The organism is Methyloversatilis discipulorum (assembly GCF_018780585.1).
GTDB lineage: Bacteria > Pseudomonadota > Gammaproteobacteria > Burkholderiales > Rhodocyclaceae > Methyloversatilis > Methyloversatilis discipulorum_B.
The window spans coordinates 39365-62625 of the sequence record NZ_JADMJL010000012.1 but is presented as its reverse complement, the minus strand read 5'-3'; the positions used below and the strand labels follow the sequence as shown (position 1 = coordinate 62625).

Here is a 23261-nt window from a genome sequence, read left to right as displayed (position 1 = left end):
TTAAGCGGCCTCCTTGCCGATCAGGCGTCGCACGCGCGGCAGCACGTGTTCGCCGGTGCGATAGACCTCGTCGAGCGAACGCGGCGCCGACAGTTCGAAACGCTGCACGCCAAGCCCATGCAGCGCCTCGATGCGGGCGGCCACCTCGTCATAGCTGCCGGTGATCAAGTCCGGCGCGTCGGCAATGCCTGCGCGCGCCGCTTCGAGTCGTGCGCGCTGCCCGTCCGGATGCGAAACGATGCGCGCGCGCAGCGCCACCTCGACCGTACGGCCATGCGAACGCGCCTGCGCGTGCAGCGCGCCGATGCGAGCGGCCAGATCGGTGGTGCCTAGATTGAAGGCATGCACGTCGGCCAGGCGGGCTGACTGAGCGAGTGCGGCGTCGCTGTCACCGGACAGCGTGAGCTCGGGGAAGGGACGGCCGGACAGCGGCCCCTGGAAACCGCCGTCGAGCACGCCGAAGAAGCGGCCGTCGTAGCTGAATCGTTCCGACTCGACGACACCGCGCGCAACGACGAGGAACTCTTCCAGTCGGGTCGCCAGATCGGCATCGGTGACGAAGTCACCCAGGCTGCGACGGCGAGCGGCGTCGGGTGCCGACTGCAGTGCCCAGCCGAAGCGGTTGCCAGTGTAGCGCTGGAAACTCACCGCCTTTTTCGCCGCATAGACGGCGGAGCCGATACCCGGACTGAAGGTGGCGATCAGGCGCACGCGGCGCACTTCGCGCGCCAGCGCGCCGAGGGTGATCAGCGAGGCGTCGCCGCCGGGATCGTCAGCGGCGATGATGCCGTCGAAGGCCGCCAGTTCCGCTGCACGCGCCACCTGCGCCACGTGGTCGAAGCTGCCGTAGCGACCGTTGCGTATGTCGTGCACGGCCGGCAGCCGCGCCGGGCTGCCGCCGGCCAGCGCGTCGAAGGCGCGGTTGCGGACGTCATCCGGCCCGGGCAGTCGCCAATAGAAGGAAACGGACATCGAAGTGCTCCTGTGTTCGTCGTTACGGAGAGTGAAGGTCAGCCTGCCGCAGCATCGCCACGGCGGTGCGCGAGATGCACGACCGAATCGCCGCGGCCAGCCTGCGTCGCGGTCAGTTCGGCCAGGATGTCGTCCTTGAGCCGGTGCAGCAGCGGCGAGGCTCGGTCGCGCGGATGCGGCAGATCGACATCGACGATGTGCGTAATGCGGCCCGGGTGCGCCTGCATCACCGCCACCCGGTCGCCGAGGTAGAGCGCCTCTTCGACGTCGTGCGTGATCATGATCATGGTCGAACCCTGCGCCATCCAGATGCGCTGCAACTCGGTCTGCATGTGCACGCGGGTCAGTGCGTCGAGCGCGCCGAAGGGTTCGTCGAGCAGCAGCACCTTGGGTTCATTCACCAGCGCACGGGCGATCGCCGCGCGCTGCGTCATGCCGCCCGACAGCTGATGCGGGTAAGCCTTCTCGAAGCCGTCGAGCCCGACCAGCGCGATGTGATCGCGCACCAGCCGATTACGCGCAACCTTTGACAGATCGCGGCGGATCAGCGCGAAGCCAATGTTGTCTTCCAGCGTCATCCAAGGGAAAAGGCGGTGGTCCTGGAACACCAGCCCGCGCTCGAGCGAAGTGCCGGCCACGCGCGTGCCGTCGAGCGTGATGCTCCCCTCATAGGCGTCGTCGAGGCCCGAGATGAGGCGCAGCAGGGTCGACTTGCCGCAGCCCGAGGGGCCGACGATGCTGAGGAACTCGCCCGGCCTCACGTCGAGATTGAATCCGGTCAGCACGGTCAGTGCGCGGTCCTTGAAGTCGAAGTGCTTGCGCACGTCCTTCAGCGACAGCGCGCCGGTCTGGCGCAGAGGCGACTGTGCCGGCGGCGCGGAGTGGCGGGGGTCGATGCTCATGGGGAATGGGCTTTCAGTTTCGTGTTTCGGCCACGGGCCGTCAGCTGCGTACGGCGCGCCAGCGCAGTGCGTGACGGCTCAGCCGCGACACGAGAAGATTGATCAGGAAGCCGGTCAGACCGACGACGACGATGCAGACGACGACGATGTCCAGCCGCGCCTGCAGCTGGCCGTGCTGCATGACGGTGCCGAGGCCGAAGCCGCTCGGGAACAGCAGTTCGACACCGATGGTGGCGATCCAGGCAAAGGCCAGCGATTGCAGCAGACCGGTGAAGATCGACGGCAGCGCCGACGGCCAGCGTATGGTCCAGAACGTCTGCCAGGCCGTCAGCCGGTAAAGCTGCCCCACTTCAAGCATGCGCGCCTCGACGCCCTTCAGCCCCTCGTAGGTGTAGAGCACCGCCGGATAGAAGGCGGAGAGGCCGATGACGATGAGCTTGGACAGGTCGCCACTGCCGAACCACAGTCCGATCAGCGGCAGCCATCCGAGCAGCGGCACCTGGCGGAAGCTGTGATAGATCGGCGTCAACGCCCAGTCCACCGGTCGCACCAGTGCCATCGCGGCGCCGGTCAGCAGGCCGGCAAGGCTGCCCCAGAACAGGCCGCCGAACGCGTTCTTGAGGCTCGAGCCATAGGCCAGCGCCAGATCACCCGAGTGCAGCAGCTCGCGCAGCGCCCTGCCGACCTGCGCGGCCGACACGAAGGCGAATGCGTTCGCACCACCGTTGCGCGCCTGATGGTCCCATAGCGCGAACAGCGCCAGCGGCACGATAAGACCGAGTGCGAGGCGTCCGGCCGCGCCGTACAGTGCGTGCGCCTTCATGCGGCCGCTCCCGTCGCAGGAGGCCGCCAGCGCTGCATGCGCGCCTGCAGCAGCACGAAGCCGCGGTCGAGCGCGAAGCCGATGACGCCGGCAACGATGACGCCGACCATCACCACGTCGAGCCGGAACATCTGTCGGCCCATTTCCATCATCTGCCCGATACCACTGTCGGCGACGATCAGTTCCGCAGCCACCAGCACCAGCCACGCGCGTGTCAGGCTCAGACGCACGCCGGACAGCACCGCCGGTACGGTGGCTGGAATCAGCACGCGCCACACCAGCGCCGGCAGCGGCGTGCGATAGATCCGCGCCACCTCGAACCACGCTTTAGGCACGCCGCGCACACCGTCCAGCGTGGACAGCGCTGTCGGGAAAAAGGCGGCCTTGGCGATGATGACGATCTTGAACACCTCGTCGATGCCGAACACCAGGATGAGCAACGGGATGAATGCCAGCACCGGCACCTGGCGCAGCGCCTGGAACAGCGGATCGAACAGGCGAGAGAACGTGACCGACAGCGCCATCGCCAGCCCGAACAGCAGGCCACTGCCGCTGCCGATGCCGAAGCCCCAAAGCAGGCGCTGCAGACTTTCGCCCAGATGGCGCGCCAGTTCACCGGTGCGGATCAGGCTGTCAAAGGCCGCCAGCACCGCCTGCGGCGACACCAGCACCTCCGGTGGAAACACGCGCGCGGCGGTCAGCCCGTGCCACAGCAGCAGAACGCATAGCGGCGAAGCCATCGTCACGACGGTCTTCGCAGACGGGGTCCCGCCGCTCACTTCGCCGCCACCTGCTGTTCGGACTGGGCGCTCCAGTAGCCCTCGAACGACAGTTCTTTGAGCGCCGCATTGAGAAAGCGGTCATCGATGATGTCCTCGACCGGCACGTGCTTCTGCACCAGGCCGTTGTCGTGGATGTAGGCTGCAACGTCACGGAAGTGCTGGCGGTAGAAGCCGTCGAGCAGTGGCGAGAAACGGTCCTTCCAGCCCAGGCGCGGATCGTCATAGTCGCGCGCGATCAGTTCCACCGGCAGGTTGCCGCGCGAAGCCATCTGCAGCACCGCATCGCGGTTGGCCTCCTGGGACTGCCAGTGCGCCGCCTTTACGTAGGCCGCCACCACCAGTTGCGTGATGTCCGGATGCTGTTCCGTGAAGTCGTGCCGCGCCCACAGGCCGGTGCGCATCTTCCAGTGCAGCGGCGCGTCCTTGGTGGACCAGATGATGGTGCCGGCGCCCTGCTGTTCGGTCACCAGCGCCTCGCTCAAGGTGAAGGTCGCATCGACCTTGCCGGACGCCAGCGCCGCGTGGCCCGCCTGCGGGTTCAGGTTGTACACCTTGAAGTCATTCAGTGTCAGGCCGTTGGCGTCGAGCAGCTTGGCCAGCGTCAGCTCCCACGGACGGCCACGGTGAATGGCGATGGACCTGCCCTTCAGGTCCTTGATCGACTTCACGTCCAGACCCCTGCGCACCACCAGATAGGCGTTGTTGCCCTGCCCCGGCGACAGCACCGAGCGGATGTCCACGCCACCGGCCTTGGCGATCAACGCCGGGAAGTCGCCGTAGGCGGCAAAGTCGATGCGCTTGGCGGCGAAGCCCTCATTGATCTGCGGGCCGCCAACCGCCGGCGACACCGGCTCGATCTTCAGCGTCACGCCGCGCTTGGCGAGCTCGGCTTCCAGCCAGCCCTGTTCGAGCACGATCTGGGTGGCGCCGCTATAGACCTGCTTGCCCTGGAAGGGCGTCGAGATGGTGGCAATGGTGAGCGTGCTTGCCTCAGGCGTACCCGCCGTCACTGTGGCCTGCTGTTCCAATGCCACTTGAGGCCGTCCAGCCTCCTCCGACGGACGCAATGCGAGATAGCCGCCAAACGCGAATGCGACGGCAAGTGCCCAACCGAACAGTCGGGGAGAGAGCGACATGATGACCTTCCTGCTGCGTTGAATGGGGGCAGACAGGATGTCCGCCCCGGATCTGTTCGCTGCATTGCAAGAAGGATGCCGAAACGCGAGCAGCCGGCGCAGATCCTTCACCGGCGGACTTTTGCGCAAGACGAACCGATCTTGTTCGAGCTCCGGTGCGGCGTCGGACTGCAACGGCTGCCGATCCGCGCACAGCGCGCTGCGCCGATCCGCGCAGTCTCGGCTCGGCAATGGTCGCAATGCGAACCGGATCAACAGCCACCTCGGCATCCTCGCCACGAACGGTCACGCAAACCCACACTGCATCGCGATGTGGCCAGGCGCCCACACGTGTCACGGCTCCCGCCGCGGACCGGATCCAGAAGGACTGCCTGGATGAAGCACCTAGCAGATCACACACCTGCCGCCCGGGTTCTCGAACGGGGGGTCATGGGTCGCGCTCGGGGCCGCAGCAACCGACGGCGCCCAGCCATCGGGCCAGAGCGCGACCGGTGCTCGCGTCTACATCCGGATCAGTGTGGTCAGCAGCGTCTTCCAGGTCGACGCCTGGCTTGTCGGAAGGTCGCCGGCTGCGGCTGTGCGGCAGAGCCGCTGCAGCGTGTCGGCAAAGGGCGTGATCGGGCCGGCGAAATGAAGGGCGCTGCCGGCGCCGGAGGCGATCAGCACGGTGGGGAAGTTCTCGATCTCTATGCCCAGCTCATCCAGCAGCTCTTCGTGCGTCTCGATGTCGGCCCAGACAAAGCCGGCGTCGGGCCATTGACGGGCGACGTCGTCGAAGGCAGCACGGAAATCACGACAGGTACCGCACCATTCGGCGCAGAGACAGACGACGGCAAGACTCATGGCAGGCGGGGGCAGACGACACGGGCGACGGCAACAGTGCACAACGATACCGCCTTCCGCCTGTCCGGCTCTGCTTATGCCCTCATGCCCTGCAGGCATGAGGATGCATGACCCGGTGCAGTGACCTGCGCCGGGCCTGCCGATCACGCAGCTGCCGACTGGCGCCGTGCTGCTTCCTGTTCGCGGCGGGCCACTTCCTCACGCACCGCCGGGATGATCCAGCGGCCGTAGTCGATGGCGTCGTACAGCGGATCGTAGCCACGGTTCAGGAAGGTGGTGACGCCGAGGTCGTAGTAGGCGAGCAGTGACTCGACGATGGTGTCCGGCGTGCCGACCAGCGAGGTCGAGTCGGTGCCGAAGCCAATTGCGCTCGACGTACCGTAGTACAGCGCCTTGTCGTGCACCTCGCCGCGTTCGGCCACGTCGACCTGGCGCTGGGCGCCACCGCTGTGGCCGCGGTCTATGCGCGCCACGTTGGCGTCGTGGTTGCGCTTGAGCGTGGCGGCGATGTCCTTCGCCTTGGTCCAGGCCAGATCCTCGGTCTCGCCGATGATCAGGCGCACCGACAGGCTGACGCGCGGCGCCTCGACGCCGGCTTCGGCGGCGATCGCTTTCAGCTTGTCGATGCGCGCCTTGATGTCGACCCGCGGCTCGGCCCACAGCGCGTACAGGTCGGTGTGCTTGACCGCGACGCGGTAGGCAGCGTCGCTCGATCCGCCGAGCGAGATCGGTACGTGCGGCTTCTGCAGCGGCTTGAGCGCCGAGTATGCCCCTTTCACGTTGAAGAACTTGCCTTCGTAGTCGAAGGGCGCGTCTTCGGTCCACGTGCGGCGCACGATGTCGAGGTACTCGTCGGCCTGCGCGTAGCGCTCGTTCTTGTCGGTGATGGTGTCGCCGTGCTCGGGTTCGGCTGCGTGGCCTGTGATGGCGTGCAGCCGGATGCGGCCACCGGTGATGTGATCCAGCGTGGCGAAGGCGCGCGCCGCCACGGTGGGCGCGACCAGGCCGGGGCGATGCGCAATCATGAAGCCCAGTCGCTCGGTCTGCGACGCGGCATAGGCGGCCAGCACAGCCGGATCCGGCCCGCCGTTGGCGATCAGCACGCGGTCGAAGCCGGCGTGTTCGTGCGCGCGCGCCAGATCGCGCAGGTAGTTCAGGTCGGGCTTCTGCCCGTAGGCGCCGCGCGGCGCCAACTGGTTACGGGGGAACAGCCCCCCGACGAATTCGACGGTCATTGTCGTGTCCTCTCCGTGATGGGTCGTGGCGGTATCAGGCGGCGCTGCGGCGCGCCTGTTCGGCTTTCTGCTGCGCACGACGACGCGCTTCCTCGCGCACCACCGGAATGATCCAGCGGCCATAGTCGAGTGTGTCGTGCAACGGGTCGTAGCCGCGGTTCAGGAAGGTGGTGACGCCGATGTCGTGGTAGTCGAGCAGCGCCTGCACGATGGTGTCCGGCGTGCCGACCAGAGCAGTCGAATCGTGCGTGCCGCCGACCGCAGTGGCGGTCGGCATCCACAGCGCGCGGTCATGCCGCTCGCCGCGCTCGGCGGCTGCCAGCAGGCGTTTGGTGCCGGTGCCTTGCACCCGGCCTGGCACCGCCTGGTAGTTCTTCTTCAGCGCGCCGACGATGTCGTTCGCGCGCTGCCAGGCGATCTCCTCGGTCGGGCCGACGATGAGCCGCACTGACAGGCTGATGCGTGGCGACGCGACGCCGGCGGCCGCTGCCGCCGCGTGCAGCTTGGCCACCTGCTCCTTCGAGTCGACCAGCGGCTCGCCCCAGAAGGCGTACAGGTCGGCGTGGCGCACCGCGATGTGATAAGCCGCGTCGGACGAACCGCCGAAAGAGATCGGAATGTGCGGCGCCTGCAGCGGCTTGACCGGCGAGAAGCCGCCCTTGATCGTGAAGTACTTGCCTTCGTAGTCGAAGGGTTCATCCGAGGTCCAGGTGCGACGGACGATGTCGAGGTACTCGCCAGTGCGCGCGTAGCGCTCGTCCTTATCGACCAGATAGTCGCCGTACTGCGGCTCGGCGGTGATGCCGGTGATGGCATGCAGACGGATGCGGCCGCCGGTGACGTGGTCCAGCGTGGCAAAGCTGCGTGCCGCCAGCGTCGGCGCCTGCAGCGCCGGACGATGGGCGATCATGAAGCCAAGCCGCTCGGTCTGCGCGGCGGCGTAGGCGGCGATCCACTGCGCGTCGATGCCGTTGGCGATCAGCACGCGGTCGAAGCCTGCGTGTTCGTGCGCGCGCGCCAGATCGCGCAACCATGCGAGATCGAAGCCGGTCTGCTGGCCGCCACCGGGGCCGGCCAGCTGATTGCGGGGGAACAGCCCGCCGACGAATTCGACTTCGCCGGCGTCAAGGGCAACGGTGCCCGATTCGGATGTGCTCATGTGCGGCTCCTGTGGTGTTCTGCGCAGCCGCGCGATGCGGCCGGCCGGTGGGCAGCGGTTCAGCAACCGCCGTGCCACATGCGCCCAGGAAAACACCCTGCCCCGCAGACCGGCCACCCGAAAGGCCGGGCGACTGGTGCACGGATGACGATCAGGGCGGAACGGCGATGCGCTGCGTTCATCTGCGCAGCGCATCGCCGAAAACTCGGCAGCGCTCTACCAGCGATAGCTCACCGTGGCGGAGTAGAAGCCGCCGGCGCCCGTGATCGGGCCGTTATTCACATAGGCCGCGCTCTGGAAGGGCAGCAGCAGTTCACGCGGCAGCTTGTTCGGCTTTTCGTTGAACAGGTTGCTGGCGCTCAGCGTGAGATTCAGGTTGTCGTTGAAGTCGTAGCCCACGCTGAGGTCCGTTACCCAGATCTTGCCGATGTCGTATTCGATCTCGCGCACCGGAGGGCTGATCGACGCCGATGTGAAGGCGATGCGCTTGATTTCGCCGAACCAGGTCTGACGCAGCTGCGCCGACCAGCGCTCCTTCTTCCAGTTCACGGTGAAGATGGCTTTCTGCCGTGGCGCCAGATAGCGCAGCGTGTTCTGCGCCGCCTCGCTGAACACCGGCACGTTCAGCGCAGCGAGCACGCTGGGCGTACCGGCGATATCGGTCACTTCGGTGCTGTTGTGGTTCCAGGCGGCCGACCAGCGGAACAGGCCCGCGTCCTTGAGCCGGAAGTTTCCATCCAGCGTCACGTCGAAGCCGCGGGTGCGGCTGTCGGCCGCATTGATGAAGTAGGACACGGCGTCGTTTGCATTCAGCCCGGCCGCCGCGACAAGTGCGCCGGCGCCCGGATACAACGCCTCGCGGATGGTGGTCGAGCGCGCAATGCGGTCCTTCACGTCGATCTGGTAGGCATCGACCGCCAGGTTCACCTTGTCGGTCAGCCGCGCGGTAAAGCCCACGCTCACGTTCACCGACGTTTCCGGTTTCAGGTCTTTGGCACCCAACGCGCGCGCTTCGGGCGAATCAACCTGGAAGGTGTAGCTGGTGAAGTCGTTGGTCACACTGATGCTGCGGAAGGACTGCGCTGCCAGTGCCGGCGCGTGGAAGCCGGTGCTCACGGTGCCGCGCAGCGCGAAGAGAGGCGTCACGTCCCAGCGCGAAGAGAGGCGGCCGGTCTCGGTGCCGCCGAAATCAGAGTAATCCTCGACCCGCCCTGCCACGTCGACCACCCAGTTCTGCGTCGGCTTCAACGTCAGGCCGCCATAGACCGAACGACTGTTGCGCGCGGCGTCGACTACGTCTTCGGGACGTATGCCGGAATCCGCCTGCGAGCCGGAGAAGCCCAGTCCCAGGGCGGTGCCGGCGCGCGGGCCGTCCAGCACCGGCTGGCCGCCGTGGCCCCAGGACTGGAAGTCACCCGCCTTGTTCTCGAAGGTTTCGCGACGGTACTCGGCACCGACCGACACGTCGGCCGGCAGGCTGAACAGCCCGTCCTTCAGCGTGCGTCGCAGATCGACGTTGGTGGTCCATGCGCCGTAGCGGCGCTCGCCAAGGAAGAAATCGGTCTGGCTCTGCAGACCGAAGGTCGGACTCACCGAGTTGTAGACATAGCTTTCGATATTGCTGCGCCCATAGCCCGAACTGAGATCCCAGCCCCATCCGAACAGGTCTTCGCCACGCAGGCCGGCGGTGACCGCGTAGTCGTTCTCCTTGATGCCGGAGAAAGGCGTAAAGCCGTCCGGGTAGATGGCACGCACATTCTCGTCGCGCGACGGATGGCGGAAGTACTGCGGCGAGCGGCCGGTGCGATGGGCGTAGGTGAATACGCCATACAGCTCGACATCACTGTTGATCGGCAGGCCGATATCGACCAGGCCGGAATACAGCGTGGACTCCTGGATGCCGCCAATGCCGAACACCGGATTGTTGTTGCGCGTCGCCTCGCGCGGGTCGGGCGTGGCACCCGCCGGCAGCCGTGGATTCGACGCCAGGCTGCCAGCCGGCGCCACCGGGACGCCGCCGACGGTGGGAAAGTAATAGAGGAAGGTCGACGGCACTGGGAAGTCGCGGAAGGCGGGCTGCTGGTCGTCGATCTGGCCGGCGATGTGCACGTGGCCGCCGTTGCCGATGGCGAAGCCGGCGTCGCCGCGCACCTGCCAGGTCGTGCCGTCACCCTTGTAGTACTCGCCGCCGCGTATCGACAGGCTGCCGCCCTCCGGCTGTTTCTTGGTGATGATGTTGATGACGCCGGCAATGGCGTCCGAGCCGTAGATGGCGGAGGCGCCATCGCGCAGCACCTCGATGCGCTCGACCGCGCCGCTCGGAATCAGCGCCAGATCGGCACCGGCCGAGGTGGCGAAACCGCCGGCCCCGAGCAGCGCAGTGCCGTGGCGGCGCTTGCCGTTGATCAGCACCAGCGTGTGGTCAGGATTCAGGCCGCGCAGCTGCGGCCCGCGCACCAGTACCGGCCCGCCAAAGCTGTTCTGCACCGGCAGGTTGAGCGACGGCAGCAAGGTGGCCAGCGTTTCCAGCAGATTGGGCTTGTTGGCCAGTTCGATGTCGGTGGTGGTGAGCACGTCGATCGGCGTCGGGCTGCTGTCTACCGTGCGAGCGACACCGCGCGCGCCGGTCACGATGACCGCCCCCAGTCCCGGTTCGCTGTCGTCGGCCGCGAATGCCGCGGCGACCTGAGCCGCCAGCACGCCGACCGCCGACCAGCGCAGTGCACGCCGCCTTCTTCCTGTTTCTTGCATCTGACTTCCCCGATCTGATTGAGTTATGGCGCCCTCCACACAGCGCTTTGCGCACAAAACGACGATGCAGCCATCAATTCGCGCGCAAATCGGCAGAGCGGAATGCGGCGGAGCCATGTCGGCATCCGCAGCGGCCTGGACAGCGAAACACATGCCAAACCGCTGCGCTGGCGCGCCTCATTTACATTTCAGAAGGGATATGAAAGCGCTTGAATAACAATGCACTGGGCGCGCATTGGCGGTCGCGCGGAAGGCGCCGCGCAGAAAGAAAAAGCCCCGCAGTATCCTGCGGGGCTTTCGCTGTTCGATACATCAGATCATGCGTTCGGGATGGCGAACACGACAGGTGGCAATCCGCCAGCACCCGACCCACCGCCACGATCTCGACCGGTGGTCGCTCCTGCAGAACCGGCGCCTTCCGCACTGAGGTGTTGCGCCGGGTCCGGGATCAGCCGTTGGCGCCGCTGTGCCGCTGCTTCGTATCCAGGCCGCTGGCGAAGGCGAGCGGGCGTTCGAAGCTGTCTCCCGACGCCGCATCGTCATCGGCCGGCACACGCGCGCCGACGCGCTCGCTGCCGAAGTGCGGCAGGATGTGTTCGCCGATGCGATAGGCCTCTTCCAGGTGTGGATAGCCGGCGATGAAGAACAGCGAAATGCCCAGTGCCTGGAAATCCCGGATGCGCTCGACGATGGCGGCGTAATCGCCAACCAGCGCAAAGCCCGGCGGAATGCCGATGTAGCCGTAACCGGCCCACAGATTGGGCGCGATGAACAGGTCGTCGTAGTCGTGCACTTCCTTGTCGTGATAGAGCTTGCGGCGCTTCTGGAAGGTGGGCGACAGCTGTTCGGTGATCGATGCGACCACATCGACCACGCCTGCCGCCACGCCTTCGTCGAAGATGCGCTTCGCCTCCGCCCGGGCTTCGGCGTCGGTGGCGCGCGCGATCACGTCGACGGACAGGCCGAACTGGATGTCGGTGCGACCATACTTCAGCGCGCGTTCGCGCACGTCGCGGATGTGTTCGGCGACGATGGCCGGGTCCTCCGCCAGCAGCAGGTAGTAGTCGGCGTGCTGTGCGGCGAATTCCTTGGCCGCGTCCGAAGCGCCCGCGGTGCAGATACGCGGGATCGGTGCCTTGCGCAGCGGACCGCGCAGGCCGCCACCGCCGGCGTTGTAGTACTTGCCCTGGTAGGAGAAGGATTCGGAGCCGAAGTAGCCGCGCACCAGATGCACGAACTCGCCGGCCCGCTCGTAGCGCTCGTCGTGCGGGAGATCGTCGCCGATGGCGCGCTGCGCCGCTTCCGAACTGCCCTGGATGATGTTCCACACCAGCCGTCCGCCGGTCGCGCGCTGGTAGGTGGCGGCCGCCTGGGCCGCGTTCCACGGGCTCGTCGAACTGGGGTGAAAGGCGGCGACGAACTTCAGGCGCTTCGTTTCGCGCGCCAGCAGCGAGGACACGATCCACGGCTCTTCGCCGAACTGGGTGTTCACCATCAGCACGCCGTCGAAGCCGGCGATCTCGGCGCCGCGCGCGATTTGCGACAGATAGTCGATATAGGTGAAGTCATCGCCGACGGCGAAGTTCGATACCGCGCCGGTGCCCGGGCGCGACGGGTTGTTCCAGTCTCCGCGGTTGCGCGGGTCGCCCGGCAGGTGGAAGGTTTCGCCGTGCAGCGGCAGGCGGGTGAAGAATTCGATGGTCATGTCGCGTTCCCGTTCACGATGGAAGTGCGCCACCGCATACAGGCGTGGCCAGTCACTTCAGCAGCATCCATGCCATGAGGAGAACGGCCGATCCGGTGCCAGGATGGCTCTGACCGGACGTGGCAATGCGCAAATCCGCGCGGCACCCTGGCAGATCACGCCAGCACTGCTGCAAATGCGGCAGCCGCCTTTCAGACCATGAGCATTTTCTGACGTCATCCGCAGCCGGCGCACCTGGCACGCATCGTGCTGACCGCAAGGCCTGCACAGAACGGACAACACACCTGCACACCCATGAGCTCACATCGCGTTCCGCCTGCCCGGGCAGCCCGCCCCCACACCCTCTGGTATACCCGCGGACCGGTACCGACACCGCTGGGCATCGCTGCCCAGCAGGGCTGGCTCGATCAGGCCTTCAGCCAGTTCGGCACCGAAGCGCACTCGCTGTCCGAGTCCGGCGATCCGACCGTGCGCAACTCCTTCTACGATCACTCGCTGCCGAATTCCATCCGCCAGAGCGGCAGCATCGCTGCCCTGTGGGCGATTGCACAGGGCAGCGACACGCGGCTGATCGGACTGACATGGACCGACGAATACCAGGCGGTGATCGCACTGCCGGAGTCCGGCATCCGCTCGGTGGCTGACCTGCGGGGACGGCGCATCGGCCTGCCGCGCCATCTCGGCAAGACGGTCGACATCTTCCATATCTCGGCCTTGCGCGGCTGTCTGAATGCGCTGACGACCGAGGCCATCAGCGAGCGCGAGGTCGACTTCATCGACCTGGAGGTCGCCGCCGGCTCACTCGCGCCCGACGTCTTCTCACCGCAGGAGCCCCATCCCTACAGCGCTGAATCGCGGGCGCTGCTGCGCGGCGAGGTTGACGCCGTGTTCGTGAAGGGCGCCCAGGGCGCCGAAGTGACGAACTGGCTGGCGGCGCATACGGTGATCGACATCGGCCGCCACCCCGACCCGGCCCTGCGCTGCAACAACGGCACGCCGCGCACGCTCACCGTCGATCGCGCGCTGCTTGAACAGTTTCCGGAACTGGTGGGCGGCGTGCTGCACCAGGTACAGCGCGCAGCGCAGTGGGCGGAGCGCAATCCGCTGCTGACCCGGCAGTTCATTGCGCGCGAGACGCGCAGCAGCGAGTTCTGGGTCGGCCAGGCCTATGGCGAGGACGTGCATCGCCACATGCACACCACGCTCGACCCGGTCTATGTCGACGCGCTCCAGCGTTACGCCGACTTCCTCGCCGAGCGCAGCTTCATCGCCCGACGCATCGACGTTGCCGGCTGGATAGACGCGGTGCCGCTGGACACGCTGCGCGGCAACGCGCGGCCACGCATCGCCTACGCACGCTGACTGGCCGGCAGGCGCTTTTCTATTGAGTGAATAATCAGCGCAGAGATTCTTGGTTCGCATCTGTTGCAGCGCAAACTAGGATCCGCCCAATGAATGACATCACTCACACCCCGCAGGATCCGGACTCGCCGACGCTGATCGCGTTCGAGAATCCGCAGGAGCTGAGCCTGCTGATCCGCGCGACTGCGGTCGTCTTCGCCGATCCGAAGTCGAAGGCACTGCTGTCTCGCATCGAGCGCATCGCACCGAGCGATGCCACCGTACTCATCACCGGCGAGACCGGCACCGGCAAGGAACTGGTCGCCCGTCACGTCCACGCGCTGAGCCACCGCCGCAACGCACCCTTCGTGGCGATCAACTGCGGTGCGTTCTCGGAAACGCTGATCGAGAGCGAGCTGTTCGGCTACGAGCGCGGCGCCTTTACCGGCGCGATGCAGAGCCGCGCCGGCTGGTTCGAAACGGCACACGGCGGCACGCTCTTCCTCGACGAGATCGGCGACCTGCCGCTGCCAATGCAGGTGAAGCTGCTGCGCGTGCTGCAGGAGCGCGAGGTGGTCCGTGTCGGTTCGCGCAAGCCCATCCCGATCGACGTGCGACTGATCGCGGCAACCAATGTGAAGCTGCAGCAGGCGGTCGAGGCCGGCCACTTCCGTGAGGACCTCTACTACCGCCTGCAGGTGATTTCGCTGCCGCTGGTGCCGTTGCGTGACCGTCCGCTGGACATCCTGCCGCTGACCCAGCACTTCATGAAGCTGTACAGCCGGCAGCTGCGCCTGCACAACGTGAAGCTGTCGGACGAGGCGCTGCGTGCGCTGCAGGCCTATCCCTGGCCGGGCAACATCCGCGAGCTGGAGAACGTCGTACACCGCGCGCTGCTGGTGTGCCACAACAGCGAGGTCAGCGAAGCCGACCTGCAGCTGCCGCAGCTCGGCCAATCACCGCTGGTGCGGCGCATCGAGGCACTGGCCCAGTCGGCACCGGTGGCGGCCAGCACGGTCGCGCCGGCCTCTCCAGGCGGCGGGTCGGCCACGTCGGACGATGCAGGCGACCCGCTCGAACGTGGCTTCCGCAGCGCGCTGCAGGCCCTGCTCGACGAAGGCCGGCCAGACCTGCTCGGCACGCTGATGGACTGGATCGTGCGCGACGCCTACGCCTTCGGCGCCAGCAATCAGATCCGCACCGCCCAGGTCCTCGGCATCAGCCGCCACGTGCTACGCACGCACCTGCGCCGCAGTGGCCTGCTCGCGTCCCAAACCGACGCCGGCGAGGAAGACGAAGGCGCCGAAAGCGGCGACGCGCTTGCGGCACCCATGTAAGCGCTGCAGCGCTCCACCGCTCCGATCGCGACGGGTGATCTCTCCCACCCGCGTCGCGCAGCATGTCAGCGCCGCGCAGAGGTGAGCGACCCGACACGGAAACACGCGGCAAAAAAGAGGCACCCCTTGAGGTGCCCTTTTTTGGCAGCGGATCAGGCCGCCTTGCGCTCCGTGCGCAGCAGTTCGAGGGCGGCTTCGAGCGGGCGGCGGTCTATCCAGGCGTCGAAATCGAAGTCGCGATCCAGGAAGCCGTACGCAAGCAGGAAGTCGCGCTGGCGGCGGAACAGGTCGACCTTCTCGTCCGACAGGTCCGGATGCAGCGACAGGTGGAAGTCATTGCGATATGCGGCGGCCACGCCGTCATCGCCGGAGCGGGTTTCGGCCTTCAGGATCTCGCGAACCTCCGGCAGGTGGGTGGTGGCCCAGTCGGCGGCGCGCAGCGTCTGCGCGAGGAAGCGCACGACAACGTCGAAGTGCTTGTCCAGCGTGTCCTGATGCACCGTGATCGGACGCGGCGTACCGTTGTTCACGCGGTGACGACGGTCCTCGAAGGCATCGAGATCGATGCCGACCACCACGCCAGCGGCGCGCGCAGAGTCGACTGCCGAAGCGCCCTTCACGTACACGGCGTCGACCTTGCCCTCGACCAGATCGGCGATGCCTTCCCACAGGCGGCTCAGGCCACGCGACGGATCGCTGGTAGCGGTCTCGCGCGCAGGCGAGCCGCCGGAACCGACCTCGACCAGCTTCACGTCGTCGAAGGTGAGGCCGGCCACTGCCAGCGCTCCCTTATAGCCAGCCAGCGACATCGCTCGGGCGATGCTGCGGCCACGCGTGGTCGGCGTGATCGGGAACTCCGTCAGGCGCGGCAGCGCCAGGCGCTTGCCTTTCAGATCCGCCGGCGAGCGGATGCCGGAATCCGGGCGCACCAGGATGGCCTGCGCTTCGTCTATCCAGGTCAGGCCGATCAGCCGCGTCGGCGCACCCTGCGCGCGCGCGGCGATGGCCAGCAGATTGCCCCCCTCGCGGATGAGGCCCGGCAGTTCGTGATCGTAGTGGTGGCGCGCAAGTTCGCGGCTAGCGTTCTCCTGCAGCGTGGACACCGGCAGGTTGTCGCGGGCGAATTCCTCGTCGAGCCAGCCGAGTTTGTAGGCGAGACCGGTGGCGGTCGGTACCGGGCAGCGGGTGAACCAGACGCGTTCGAGCTTGTCGGCCTGCGGCGTCGTCACGGTGGATGCGGTCATTGATTTCTTCCTGAGTGGACGTATATCGGCACCGGCCGGTCGGCCGGTGCCCTTGGGAGCCGCGCGCAGCGCGGCTCAGAGATCACTCGGGCGCAGCAGTCCGAGCGAGGCCGCCTTCTCGTAAAGGCCGGCCATCTTCCATTGCTGCTTCAGCACACCCGGGCCGTACTCGCGCGAACCACCGATGGCTTCCGCCTCAATCTGGATGCGCGCGCCCTCTTCCAGCAGCAGGATGAACTCCGCCGTCTTGCGCAGACCTTCGCGCCCCCACACGGTCGATCCACCATTGGCTTCGAGGATGGCGGTGTGGTGCGGGTTATCCTTCAGCACGTCGAGAATGAAATCGACTTCCTGCTGGCGGCGGTCGATGTAGATCGGGATTTCACGGATCAGGTTGTAGCGCTGCACCGGCACATAGTTGATCGGCAGCGTGCGGTGTGTCTGCGCCCACGCGCCCAGGTAGGGCGAGTGCACGTGCGAGATCGTGGTCACGTCCGGGTGCTGCTCGAACAGCTTCTGATAGCGCTTGACGCCAGCAGCGCTCTTGCCGAGGTAGAGCGTGCCGTCAAAGCCGGCCACCGTAGCGCGCAAAGGCTGACCGCGGTTGAACGGACCAGGGTAGTTCACCGTCACCAGCTTGTCGCCGTCCGGCGTGCGCTCGACAAAACCCACGGTACCGTTGGCGGTGATGGTGCCGGTGTCGCGGAACACCTCGAAGGCGAGCGCCGCCTCTTCCTTCACCTTCTGCACGAACTCTTCCAGTTCGCTGCTCAGGCCGACGCCTGCGTTTGCTTCTGCAACTGTCATGGTGCGATCTCCTGTATGTCGTCTGCACACTCGTCGCGGCATCTGCCGCCGGCGAAGCCGCACATGCATGTGCGGCGCAAGAGCCGGATAGCAATTTCGGCGCCAGTCGCCGCATACGACCGGCACGTCAGCGGCAAGTGCATGACGAGGAACGAGAAAACATATTCCGAAGGCATCGCGCGCGCGTTCGCACCTGAGCTCGCCGCTGCGCGGAATTCCGCGGCGCTGCCGAGACGGCGCACCGGCTGCGGCAATCTGCGCAGCCTGCTCTGTCGCCGACCGCCGCTGTTCGCGATTCGGCAGCCCTGCGTGAGGTGCCGCGCCGGCTGCGCCAATTCGCGCAGCCAGCGCGGCATACGCATACGAACAGTCTCGAAAACACGCGATGGATCAGCGGCTTGCGCTCATTCTCCGAGACAGGCACGGACATTGCACATCAGCCAGCGTCGCGACTTCGGTCGCAGCGAATACGCCTGGAAGGAGAACACGCCATGAACTCACGCCATCGGCACGCGAGGCGCGCATGAGCGCCGCGATACAGGCCATAGACATAGGCTTGCCAGCGCTGCGGCGCGGCAAGGACGACGAAGTGCGTCGTTCCCTCGTGCGCACGCAGCCATCAGCCACCACCACCCGCGTCACACCACTGCTGCCCGAACTACCGGAACGCCCATCGCGAGTTCCTTGGTGGCTGCTGGCGGCCGCTGCGGTGATCGGGGTTCACGCCGTCGTCGTCGGCGCGCGGCTGGGCACGTCGCAGCCGGCGCCGGCACCCCGCAATGAAGTGTTGGTCGAGCTGATCAAGCCGGTCGTGGTGCCGCCGCAGCAGAAGCCGGAACCGCCGAAACCAAAACCTGAGCCCCCCAAGGTGGTGAAGAAGCAGGCGGTGCCACCGCCTCCACAACCGGCTCCCGCCCTGCGCACGCCGGTGGCGAGCGAGGTCATCCCGGCCGACGCCATCGTCATTGCCGAGAACACCACTGCCGCGCCGTCCACCGGTCCGGTGGTCGCAGCACCACCGGCTCCGCCGGCACCTGAGCCGGTGAAGGAAGAGCCGGTGACCGAGCCGAATGCCTACGCCTCCTACCTCAGCAATCCGCCGCCGGAATATCCGTCGTTCGCGCTGCGCCAGGGCTGGGAAGGCAAGGTGATCCTGCGCGTCCGGGTGCTGGCCAGCGGCAAGCCGTCAAGCGTCGAGGTCAAGACCAGCAGCGGCCGCAAGTCGCTCGACGAGGCGGCCGTTGCCGCGGTACGCGGCTGGACCTTCGTACCGTCCAAGCGCGGCAGCACGCCGATAGATGGATGGGCGACGGTGCCCATCGAATTCAAGCTTTCGAACTGAACACGCTTTCAAACCGAGGTATATGTCATGTCACTTTTCAGCTCCGATATCGAAATTCCGACCACGCTGCTGGTCGAATCCACCTTGTGGGTACTGGTCGCCTTCTCGGTCGCGACCTGGACCCTCATCCTGATCAAGGGCATCCAGAACTGGCGCATCGGCCGCCAGAACCGCCTGTTCCGTGCCGACTTCTGGCACGCCCCCAATCTGCAGGCCGCGGCCGAACTGGGTGGTCATACCGGGCCCATTGCACGTCTGGCTCAGGCCGGCTTTGCTTCGCTGGCCGATGCCGACCGTCACAGCGATCTTGAACACAGCGGCGACCGCCAGGACCAGCTGGAGCGCGCACTGCGCCAGCAGTACCAGAAGGAACGCCGCGGCCTCGAGGCCGGCCTCGCCGTGCTCGCCAGCATCGGCAGCACCGCGCCCTTCGTCGGCCTGTTCGGCACCGTCTGGGGCATCATGCAGGCGCTGGTCGACATCGGCAAAACCGGCTCTGCCAGCCTGGAAGTGGTCGCCGGCCCGATTGGCGAAGCGCTGATCGCCACCGGCGTGGGCATCGCCGTCGCGGTGCCCGCCGTGCTCGCCTACAACGTGTTCCTGCGCCGCGTGAAGGCCGTGTCGGCTGACATCGACGACTTTTCCGCCGACCTGATCAACCTGTCGCGCCGGGCGGGTTTCCGCATCGGCCGCTCCGCTGCGGACGCGTCGACGACGGCCCGTCCGGCCGATCCGCGCGCCACCCAGGGGGTCGAGTCGCCAGCACTGCGCGAGGTGTTCGCATAATGGCCATCTCGTCCGCCGCCTCCGATCAGGACGAAGTCCTGAGCGAAATCAATATCACTCCGCTGGTCGACGTGATGCTCGTGCTGCTGGTCGCCTTCATCGTGACCGCGCCGCTGCTGAACAACGCGGTCAAGGTGAACCTGCCGAAGACTGCCGCCACCCAGCCACCGGAACAGAAGGCGCCGCCGGTGACCGTCAGCGTCGATGCCGCCGGCAAGGTGTACATCGACCGCGACGAGATCCAGCAGAGCGCGCTCGAAGGCGCGCTGCGCAGCCGCGTGGCGGCCAATCCAGACCTGACGCTGCACCTGAGTTCCGACGAGGCGGTGGCCTACGGCAACGTGGCCCGCGTGATGGCTTCTATCGAACGGGCCGGCGTCACCAAACTGGCGGTGCTGACCGCGACCGGCGAGTGAGCACGCACCCTCCGCGTCCGCCGGCCTCGCGCCGCGCGGACGTCCGCCTGCCGAAGCCGGGCCGGGACTTTTTCCTGCCCGGCTTCCTGTTTCTGACCGTGCTCGGCGGCATGACGATAGGCATGGGCAAGCTGGCCACCACGCTGTTCGCGCTCGAACTCGGCGCATCGGCGGCGCAGATCGGCCTCATTGCCGCCGCCGAGTCGCTGGGCATGATGCTGGTGACGGTTCCGGCCGGCTTCATCATTGCCCGCTACGGTGCGCCGCGAGTCTACTTCGTCGCCAGCATGGGCCCCGCCCTGCTCTGCCTGCTGCTGCCTTTCGCGCCGCTGTGGTGGCTGCTCGCCGCCGGTCGCGGCATGGTGGGCCTGTGCATTCCCTTCCGCATCGTGTCGATGAACAGCAGTTTCCTGGAGAAGCTGCGCACGCTCGGCCCGGCTCGCACCGGGTGGTACCGCGCGACCAACTCGATCGGCATCGCGATGATCGGTCCCGCCGTTGCGCACGCGCTGATCAGCGCCCAAGGCCCCGCGCTGGCCTTCGGCGTCTGCGCCGGCGCCTTCCTGCTGCTTGCCCTGCTCGGGCGCGCACTGCTGCCCGCGGCCGACGGGGCATCGCCTGCCGCGGCCCTCGATCCGACCGTGGCCGGGACCGGCTTCCTGCAACAGATCCGCGCACTGCTGGCTGACCGTGTGGTCGCCGAGAGCTGCCTGATCGAATACCTGAGCAGCTCCACCTCCTCGCTTCACAGCACCTTCATCGTCGTCGTCGCGATCGCCGGTCTTGGTCTGCAACAAGGCGAGGCGGTGCAACTTGTGATGATCCATGGCGTGTCTTCAGTCTGTGCGCTGTTCCTGCTTGGAGCGCTGCTGCACCGGCTGCCGCGCCCGCTCGCCTACGGCGCGAGTTTCACGCTCGCCTGCAGCGGTCTGCTGCTGCTCGGCACCGGCAGCAGCTTCGTCACTTTGGCCGCGGGCGGCCTCTGTCTGGCGACCGGATCGGCACTGATACACCTGGTGAACATGGACCAGATGAGCCGCCACCCGGTCGCGAAAAGCAAGATTTCCGGGCTCTACAGCCTGGCGCAGATGAGCGGCAGCTTCTCCGGCGCGCTGCTGGGCGGCTTGCTGGCCGGCTTCATCGTGCCGCAACGGATATTCCTCGCCTGGCTGCCGCTGGTGTTGGCCGGCGCGCTGCTGCTTCGCGTCCGTGCACGGCGCATCGCGCCGGTGATCGCGGTGGCCGCGCAGCGGTCCTGATCCTTCCTTCAAACCTGCATTCCGGAGCATCACCCATGTCCCGCATCGACACCGCCGCGCTTGACCAGCTGTTCACGCACGCGCGCTCCATCCACCGCTTTGCCGACCGCGCGGTCGATGACGACACGCTGCGCGCGCTGTACGACCTGCTCAAGCTTGGCCCTACCGGCTTCAACGCCCAGCCCGGCCGCTATCTGTTCATCCGCGGCGCCGACGCCAAGGCGAAGCTGGCCGAAGGCATGTCGTCGGCCAACCGCGAAAAGACACTGGCCGCACCGTTGAACGTGGTGGTCGCCTACGACACCCGTTTCCACGAACACCTGCCGACCCAGTTTCCGGCCTACGATGCGAAAGCCTTCTTCGACCAGTCGCCCGACTGGATAGAACCGACCGCGCGCACGAATGCCACGCTGCAGGCCGCCTACTTGATCTTTGCGGCGCGCGCACTCGGACTGGACGTGGGGCCGATGTCCGGCTTCAAGGCGGACAAGGTCGACTCCGCCTTCTTCCCGGACGGCCGCTACCGCTCGCTGCTGCTTGCCAACATCGGCTACGGCCTGCGCGAAGGCCTGCAGCCGCGCGGCCCGCGCCTGGCTTTCGACGACGCGGTGAGCGTACTGTGAGCGCAGCGACACAACGGGGGAGCGGCTCGCCGATGTGGCGCTGCCTGGCGCTGTACCGGCTGATGCCCGGTCGCTTCGCACTGACCGCCGGGCTGTTCGTGCTGGTCAATGTCGGCGTTGCCCTGCAGCAGTGGATGATAGGTCGCGCAGTCAATGACGTCGAAGCCGGACGCGCGGTCACGCGCGCCGCCGATGGAACCCTGGACTGGACCGTCGCCCTGCACTGGCTGCTCGCCATCGCCGGCATCGCCGCCGCGCGCTCGGTGCTTCAGTATTTCGGCGGCATCATGTCGCTGGTGATCGGCCAGGACCTGCTGACCATCCTGCGCGACCGCATCCTTGCCCAGGTGCAGCGGCTGGACCTCGCCTACCACTGGCAGCACGGCGTCGGTGAGATCGTCACCCGTACCACGCGCGATGCCGACAAGGTACGCGACGCGCTGATCAACTTCTGGCGTCAGGTGTTCGAAAGCGCTCTGGTGCTGATCGCCACCGTCGGCCTGCTGATCTGGTATCACCCGTGGCTGGGCATCGTTCCGCTGGTGATGACGCTGGCCGGACTGGCGCTGTTTGTCACCCAGACCGACCGCCTGGTCTGGCTGGACCGGGCGGTCGGCGAGGCCTACGACCAGGTCAATCAGGAACTGAGCGAAGGGGTAAACGGCGTACGCGTGATCAAGTCCTTCGGCCTGGAGGCGCAGCGCGTCGACATCTTCTCCGCCCACGTCGGCCTGTTCATGACACAGGCACGCACGGCGCTGGCTTACGCCGCATCTCGCATTCCGTTGCCGCAGACCGTGGTGGCGCTGAGCCATGTATGGATACTCGCCTTCGGTGCCCACCTGGTGCAACAGGGCAATATCGGAATCGGAGAGCTCGTGGCGTCGCTGCTGGTGGCCAACATGCTGGTGTTCCGCATCGAGGGCATCGGCCGCGTGATGCAGGTGTTCGCCGACGCCCGTTCGTCGGCCGCCCGCATCTGGGAACTGCTGGATGCCGAACCCGAAATCACCGGCGCTACGGCCCGGCTACCTGATGGCGCACTCGGCGTGCGCCTGCAGGACGTATGCATCAGCACGCCGGGCGGTCACACACCGATACTCGAGGATTGCTCCCTCGATGTGGCGCCCGGCGAAATCGTCGCCGTGATCGGCAGCACCGGTGCCGGCAAAAGCACACTGGCTGGGCTGTTGCCTCGGCTGCTCGACGCTCAGCTGGGCGCGGTACTGATCGGCTCGCCCACCGGTGGCTGGCACGATGTCCGAACGCTTGACCTCGACGACCTGCGTCGTCGCGTACACGTGGTTCCGCAGGAGAGCTTCCTGTTCTCAGACACGCTGGAAGCCAATCTCCGCCTCGCCCGCCCGGACGCAACCCACGCCGAACTGCTGGAGGCGCTCGAACTGGCCTCCGCCAGCGAGGTACTGGAACGGCTCGAACACGGCCTGCAGACGCGGCTTGGCGACCGTGGCGTCACGCTGTCCGGCGGCCAGCGTCAGCGCATCAGCCTCGCGCGCGCGCTGGTCGCGCGTCCTGCCGTGCTGGTGCTGGACGACGCCACCAGCGCGCTCGACGCGCTGACCGAAAGACGCGTGCTCGACAACATCCGCCGACTGAAGGACACGCGCGGTCAGCACATCACCGTGCTGCTGATCGCCAGCAAGCTGTCGACCATCCTTCTGGCCGACCGCGTCTGCCTTCTGGCGCGCAGGCGCATCGTCGCCGAGGGCTCCCACCACGCGCTGGCCGCAGTCAGCGCCGAATACCGCGATCTGCTCGGCATGGACAGGAAATAGCG

20 protein-coding genes are annotated in these 23261 nt (G+C 66.9%); 8 read left to right on the top strand and 12 right to left on the bottom strand.

The annotated features are described in order from the left end of the window. The 10 genes from IV112_RS04975 to IV112_RS04930 all read right to left on the bottom strand — a co-directional run bounded on the left by IV112_RS04975 (window position 1) and on the right by IV112_RS04930 (window position 12308). Window positions 1-972: an LLM class flavin-dependent oxidoreductase gene (locus tag IV112_RS04975; RefSeq protein ID WP_304001405.1), complete on the bottom strand. Its 972-nt coding sequence runs from the start codon at window positions 970-972 to the stop codon at window positions 1-3. A gap of 38 nt (window positions 973-1010) precedes the next feature. Further along, window positions 1011-1874, bottom strand: a complete 864-nt coding sequence (locus IV112_RS04970; protein ID WP_304001403.1) for an ABC transporter ATP-binding protein — start codon at window positions 1872-1874, stop codon at window positions 1011-1013. Between the two features lie 40 nt (window positions 1875-1914). After that, window positions 1915-2697, bottom strand: coding sequence for an ABC transporter permease (locus IV112_RS04965; RefSeq protein ID WP_304001401.1), 783 nt, complete (start codon window positions 2695-2697; stop codon window positions 1915-1917). Next, complete coding sequence (locus tag IV112_RS04960) at window positions 2694-3437, bottom strand: ABC transporter permease (RefSeq protein ID WP_304001399.1); 744 nt, start codon at window positions 3435-3437, stop codon at window positions 2694-2696. The genes IV112_RS04965 and IV112_RS04960 overlap by 4 nt, the downstream gene beginning before the upstream one ends. Window positions 3438-3472: 35 nt before the next feature. Further along, window positions 3473-4615: an ABC transporter substrate-binding protein gene (locus IV112_RS04955; RefSeq protein WP_304001397.1), complete on the bottom strand. Its 1143-nt coding sequence runs from the start codon at window positions 4613-4615 to the stop codon at window positions 3473-3475. 501 nt (window positions 4616-5116) lie between these two features. After that, window positions 5117-5458 carry a thioredoxin family protein gene (locus IV112_RS04950; protein WP_304001394.1) on the bottom strand — a complete coding sequence of 114 codons (342 nt, stop codon included), beginning with the start codon at window positions 5456-5458 and terminating at the stop codon, window positions 5117-5119. Between the two features lie 143 nt (window positions 5459-5601). Then, complete coding sequence (locus tag IV112_RS04945; protein WP_304001392.1) at window positions 5602-6693, bottom strand: LLM class flavin-dependent oxidoreductase; 1092 nt, start codon at window positions 6691-6693, stop codon at window positions 5602-5604. Between the two features lie 34 nt (window positions 6694-6727). After that, window positions 6728-7852, bottom strand: a complete 1125-nt coding sequence (locus tag IV112_RS04940; RefSeq protein ID WP_304001390.1) for an LLM class flavin-dependent oxidoreductase — start codon at window positions 7850-7852, stop codon at window positions 6728-6730. A gap of 216 nt (window positions 7853-8068) precedes the next feature. Beyond that, complete coding sequence (locus IV112_RS04935; protein WP_304001388.1) at window positions 8069-10603, bottom strand: TonB-dependent receptor plug domain-containing protein; 2535 nt, start codon at window positions 10601-10603, stop codon at window positions 8069-8071. 448 nt (window positions 10604-11051) lie between these two features. Next, on the bottom strand, window positions 11052-12308 hold the full coding sequence (locus IV112_RS04930) for an LLM class flavin-dependent oxidoreductase (RefSeq protein ID WP_304001386.1): 1257 nt from the start codon (window positions 12306-12308) through the stop codon (window positions 11052-11054). Between the two features lie 294 nt (window positions 12309-12602). Between IV112_RS04930 and IV112_RS04925 the strand changes: the two genes are divergently transcribed. Beyond that, window positions 12603-13670: an ABC transporter substrate-binding protein gene (locus IV112_RS04925; protein WP_304001384.1), complete on the top strand. Its 1068-nt coding sequence runs from the start codon at window positions 12603-12605 to the stop codon at window positions 13668-13670. 89 nt (window positions 13671-13759) lie between these two features. Next, window positions 13760-14986 carry a sigma-54 interaction domain-containing protein gene (locus IV112_RS04920; RefSeq protein ID WP_304001381.1) on the top strand — a complete coding sequence of 409 codons (1227 nt, stop codon included), beginning with the start codon at window positions 13760-13762 and terminating at the stop codon, window positions 14984-14986. A gap of 152 nt (window positions 14987-15138) precedes the next feature. On the opposite strand, the gene IV112_RS04915 is transcribed toward IV112_RS04920, so the two are convergent. Beyond that, a complete protein-coding gene (locus tag IV112_RS04915; protein ID WP_304001378.1) occupies window positions 15139-16230 on the bottom strand; it encodes an ABC transporter substrate-binding protein in 1092 nt (363 codons plus the stop codon). Between the two features lie 75 nt (window positions 16231-16305). Beyond that, window positions 16306-17037, bottom strand: coding sequence for a class II aldolase/adducin family protein (locus IV112_RS04910; protein WP_304001376.1), 732 nt, complete (start codon window positions 17035-17037; stop codon window positions 16306-16308). Between the two features lie 523 nt (window positions 17038-17560). Between IV112_RS04910 and IV112_RS04905 the strand changes: the two genes are divergently transcribed. From IV112_RS04905 to IV112_RS04880, 6 genes are read left to right on the top strand one after another with little or no spacing between them, the layout of a single operon-like run. Then, entirely contained in the window at window positions 17561-18379 is an 819-nt protein-coding gene (locus IV112_RS04905; protein ID WP_304001373.1) for an energy transducer TonB, read from the top strand. Window positions 18380-18406: 27 nt separating this feature from the next. After that, window positions 18407-19165 (top strand): MotA/TolQ/ExbB proton channel family protein, encoded by a 759-nt coding sequence (locus tag IV112_RS04900; protein ID WP_304001371.1) that lies wholly within the window; start codon window positions 18407-18409, stop codon window positions 19163-19165. Next, complete coding sequence (locus IV112_RS04895) at window positions 19165-19581, top strand: ExbD/TolR family protein (protein ID WP_304001369.1); 417 nt, start codon at window positions 19165-19167, stop codon at window positions 19579-19581. The genes IV112_RS04900 and IV112_RS04895 overlap by 1 nt, the downstream gene beginning before the upstream one ends. Then, the gene (locus tag IV112_RS04890) at window positions 19578-20840 is read left to right on the top strand and encodes an MFS transporter (protein ID WP_304001366.1); all 1263 of its coding nucleotides are present in this window, start codon (window positions 19578-19580) and stop codon (window positions 20838-20840) included. Before IV112_RS04895 ends, IV112_RS04890 begins: the two co-directional genes overlap by 4 nt. 35 nt (window positions 20841-20875) lie before the next feature. Beyond that, the gene (locus IV112_RS04885) at window positions 20876-21463 is read left to right on the top strand and encodes a malonic semialdehyde reductase (RefSeq protein ID WP_304001364.1); all 588 of its coding nucleotides are present in this window, start codon (window positions 20876-20878) and stop codon (window positions 21461-21463) included. A 32-nt stretch (window positions 21464-21495) separates the two neighbouring features. Then, on the top strand, window positions 21496-23259 hold the full coding sequence (locus IV112_RS04880) for an ABC transporter ATP-binding protein (RefSeq protein WP_304001362.1): 1764 nt from the start codon (window positions 21496-21498) through the stop codon (window positions 23257-23259). The last annotated feature ends 2 nt before the right edge of the window (window positions 23260-23261 follow it).

What these genes read in the sequence shown, in the direction of transcription:
- IV112_RS04975 (WP_304001405.1), bottom strand. Translation starts at nt 972, where the DNA reads ATGTCCGTTTCCTTCTATTGGCGACTGCCCGGGCCGGATGACGTCCGC.
- IV112_RS04970 (WP_304001403.1), bottom strand. Translation starts at nt 1,874, where the DNA reads ATGAGCATCGACCCCCGCCACTCCGCGCCGCCGGCACAGTCGCCTCTG.
- IV112_RS04965 (WP_304001401.1), bottom strand. Translation starts at nt 2,697, where the DNA reads ATGAAGGCGCACGCACTGTACGGCGCGGCCGGACGCCTCGCACTCGGT.
- IV112_RS04960 (WP_304001399.1), bottom strand. Translation starts at nt 3,437, where the DNA reads ATGGCTTCGCCGCTATGCGTTCTGCTGCTGTGGCACGGGCTGACCGCC.
- IV112_RS04955 (WP_304001397.1), bottom strand. Translation starts at nt 4,615, where the DNA reads ATGTCGCTCTCTCCCCGACTGTTCGGTTGGGCACTTGCCGTCGCATTC.
- IV112_RS04950 (WP_304001394.1), bottom strand. Translation starts at nt 5,458, where the DNA reads ATGAGTCTTGCCGTCGTCTGTCTCTGCGCCGAATGGTGCGGTACCTGT.
- IV112_RS04945 (WP_304001392.1), bottom strand. Translation starts at nt 6,693, where the DNA reads ATGACCGTCGAATTCGTCGGGGGGCTGTTCCCCCGTAACCAGTTGGCG.
- IV112_RS04940 (WP_304001390.1), bottom strand. Translation starts at nt 7,852, where the DNA reads ATGAGCACATCCGAATCGGGCACCGTTGCCCTTGACGCCGGCGAAGTC.
- IV112_RS04935 (WP_304001388.1), bottom strand. Translation starts at nt 10,603, where the DNA reads ATGCAAGAAACAGGAAGAAGGCGGCGTGCACTGCGCTGGTCGGCGGTC.
- IV112_RS04930 (WP_304001386.1), bottom strand. Translation starts at nt 12,308, where the DNA reads ATGACCATCGAATTCTTCACCCGCCTGCCGCTGCACGGCGAAACCTTC.
- IV112_RS04925 (WP_304001384.1), top strand. Translation starts at nt 12,603, where the DNA reads ATGAGCTCACATCGCGTTCCGCCTGCCCGGGCAGCCCGCCCCCACACC.
- IV112_RS04920 (WP_304001381.1), top strand. Translation starts at nt 13,760, where the DNA reads ATGAATGACATCACTCACACCCCGCAGGATCCGGACTCGCCGACGCTG.
- IV112_RS04915 (WP_304001378.1), bottom strand. Translation starts at nt 16,230, where the DNA reads ATGACCGCATCCACCGTGACGACGCCGCAGGCCGACAAGCTCGAACGC.
- IV112_RS04910 (WP_304001376.1), bottom strand. Translation starts at nt 17,037, where the DNA reads ATGACAGTTGCAGAAGCAAACGCAGGCGTCGGCCTGAGCAGCGAACTG.
- IV112_RS04905 (WP_304001373.1), top strand. Translation starts at nt 17,561, where the DNA reads ATGAGCGCCGCGATACAGGCCATAGACATAGGCTTGCCAGCGCTGCGG.
- IV112_RS04900 (WP_304001371.1), top strand. Translation starts at nt 18,407, where the DNA reads ATGTCACTTTTCAGCTCCGATATCGAAATTCCGACCACGCTGCTGGTC.
- IV112_RS04895 (WP_304001369.1), top strand. Translation starts at nt 19,165, where the DNA reads ATGGCCATCTCGTCCGCCGCCTCCGATCAGGACGAAGTCCTGAGCGAA.
- IV112_RS04885 (WP_304001364.1), top strand. Translation starts at nt 20,876, where the DNA reads ATGTCCCGCATCGACACCGCCGCGCTTGACCAGCTGTTCACGCACGCG.
- IV112_RS04880 (WP_304001362.1), top strand. Translation starts at nt 21,496, where the DNA reads ATGTGGCGCTGCCTGGCGCTGTACCGGCTGATGCCCGGTCGCTTCGCA.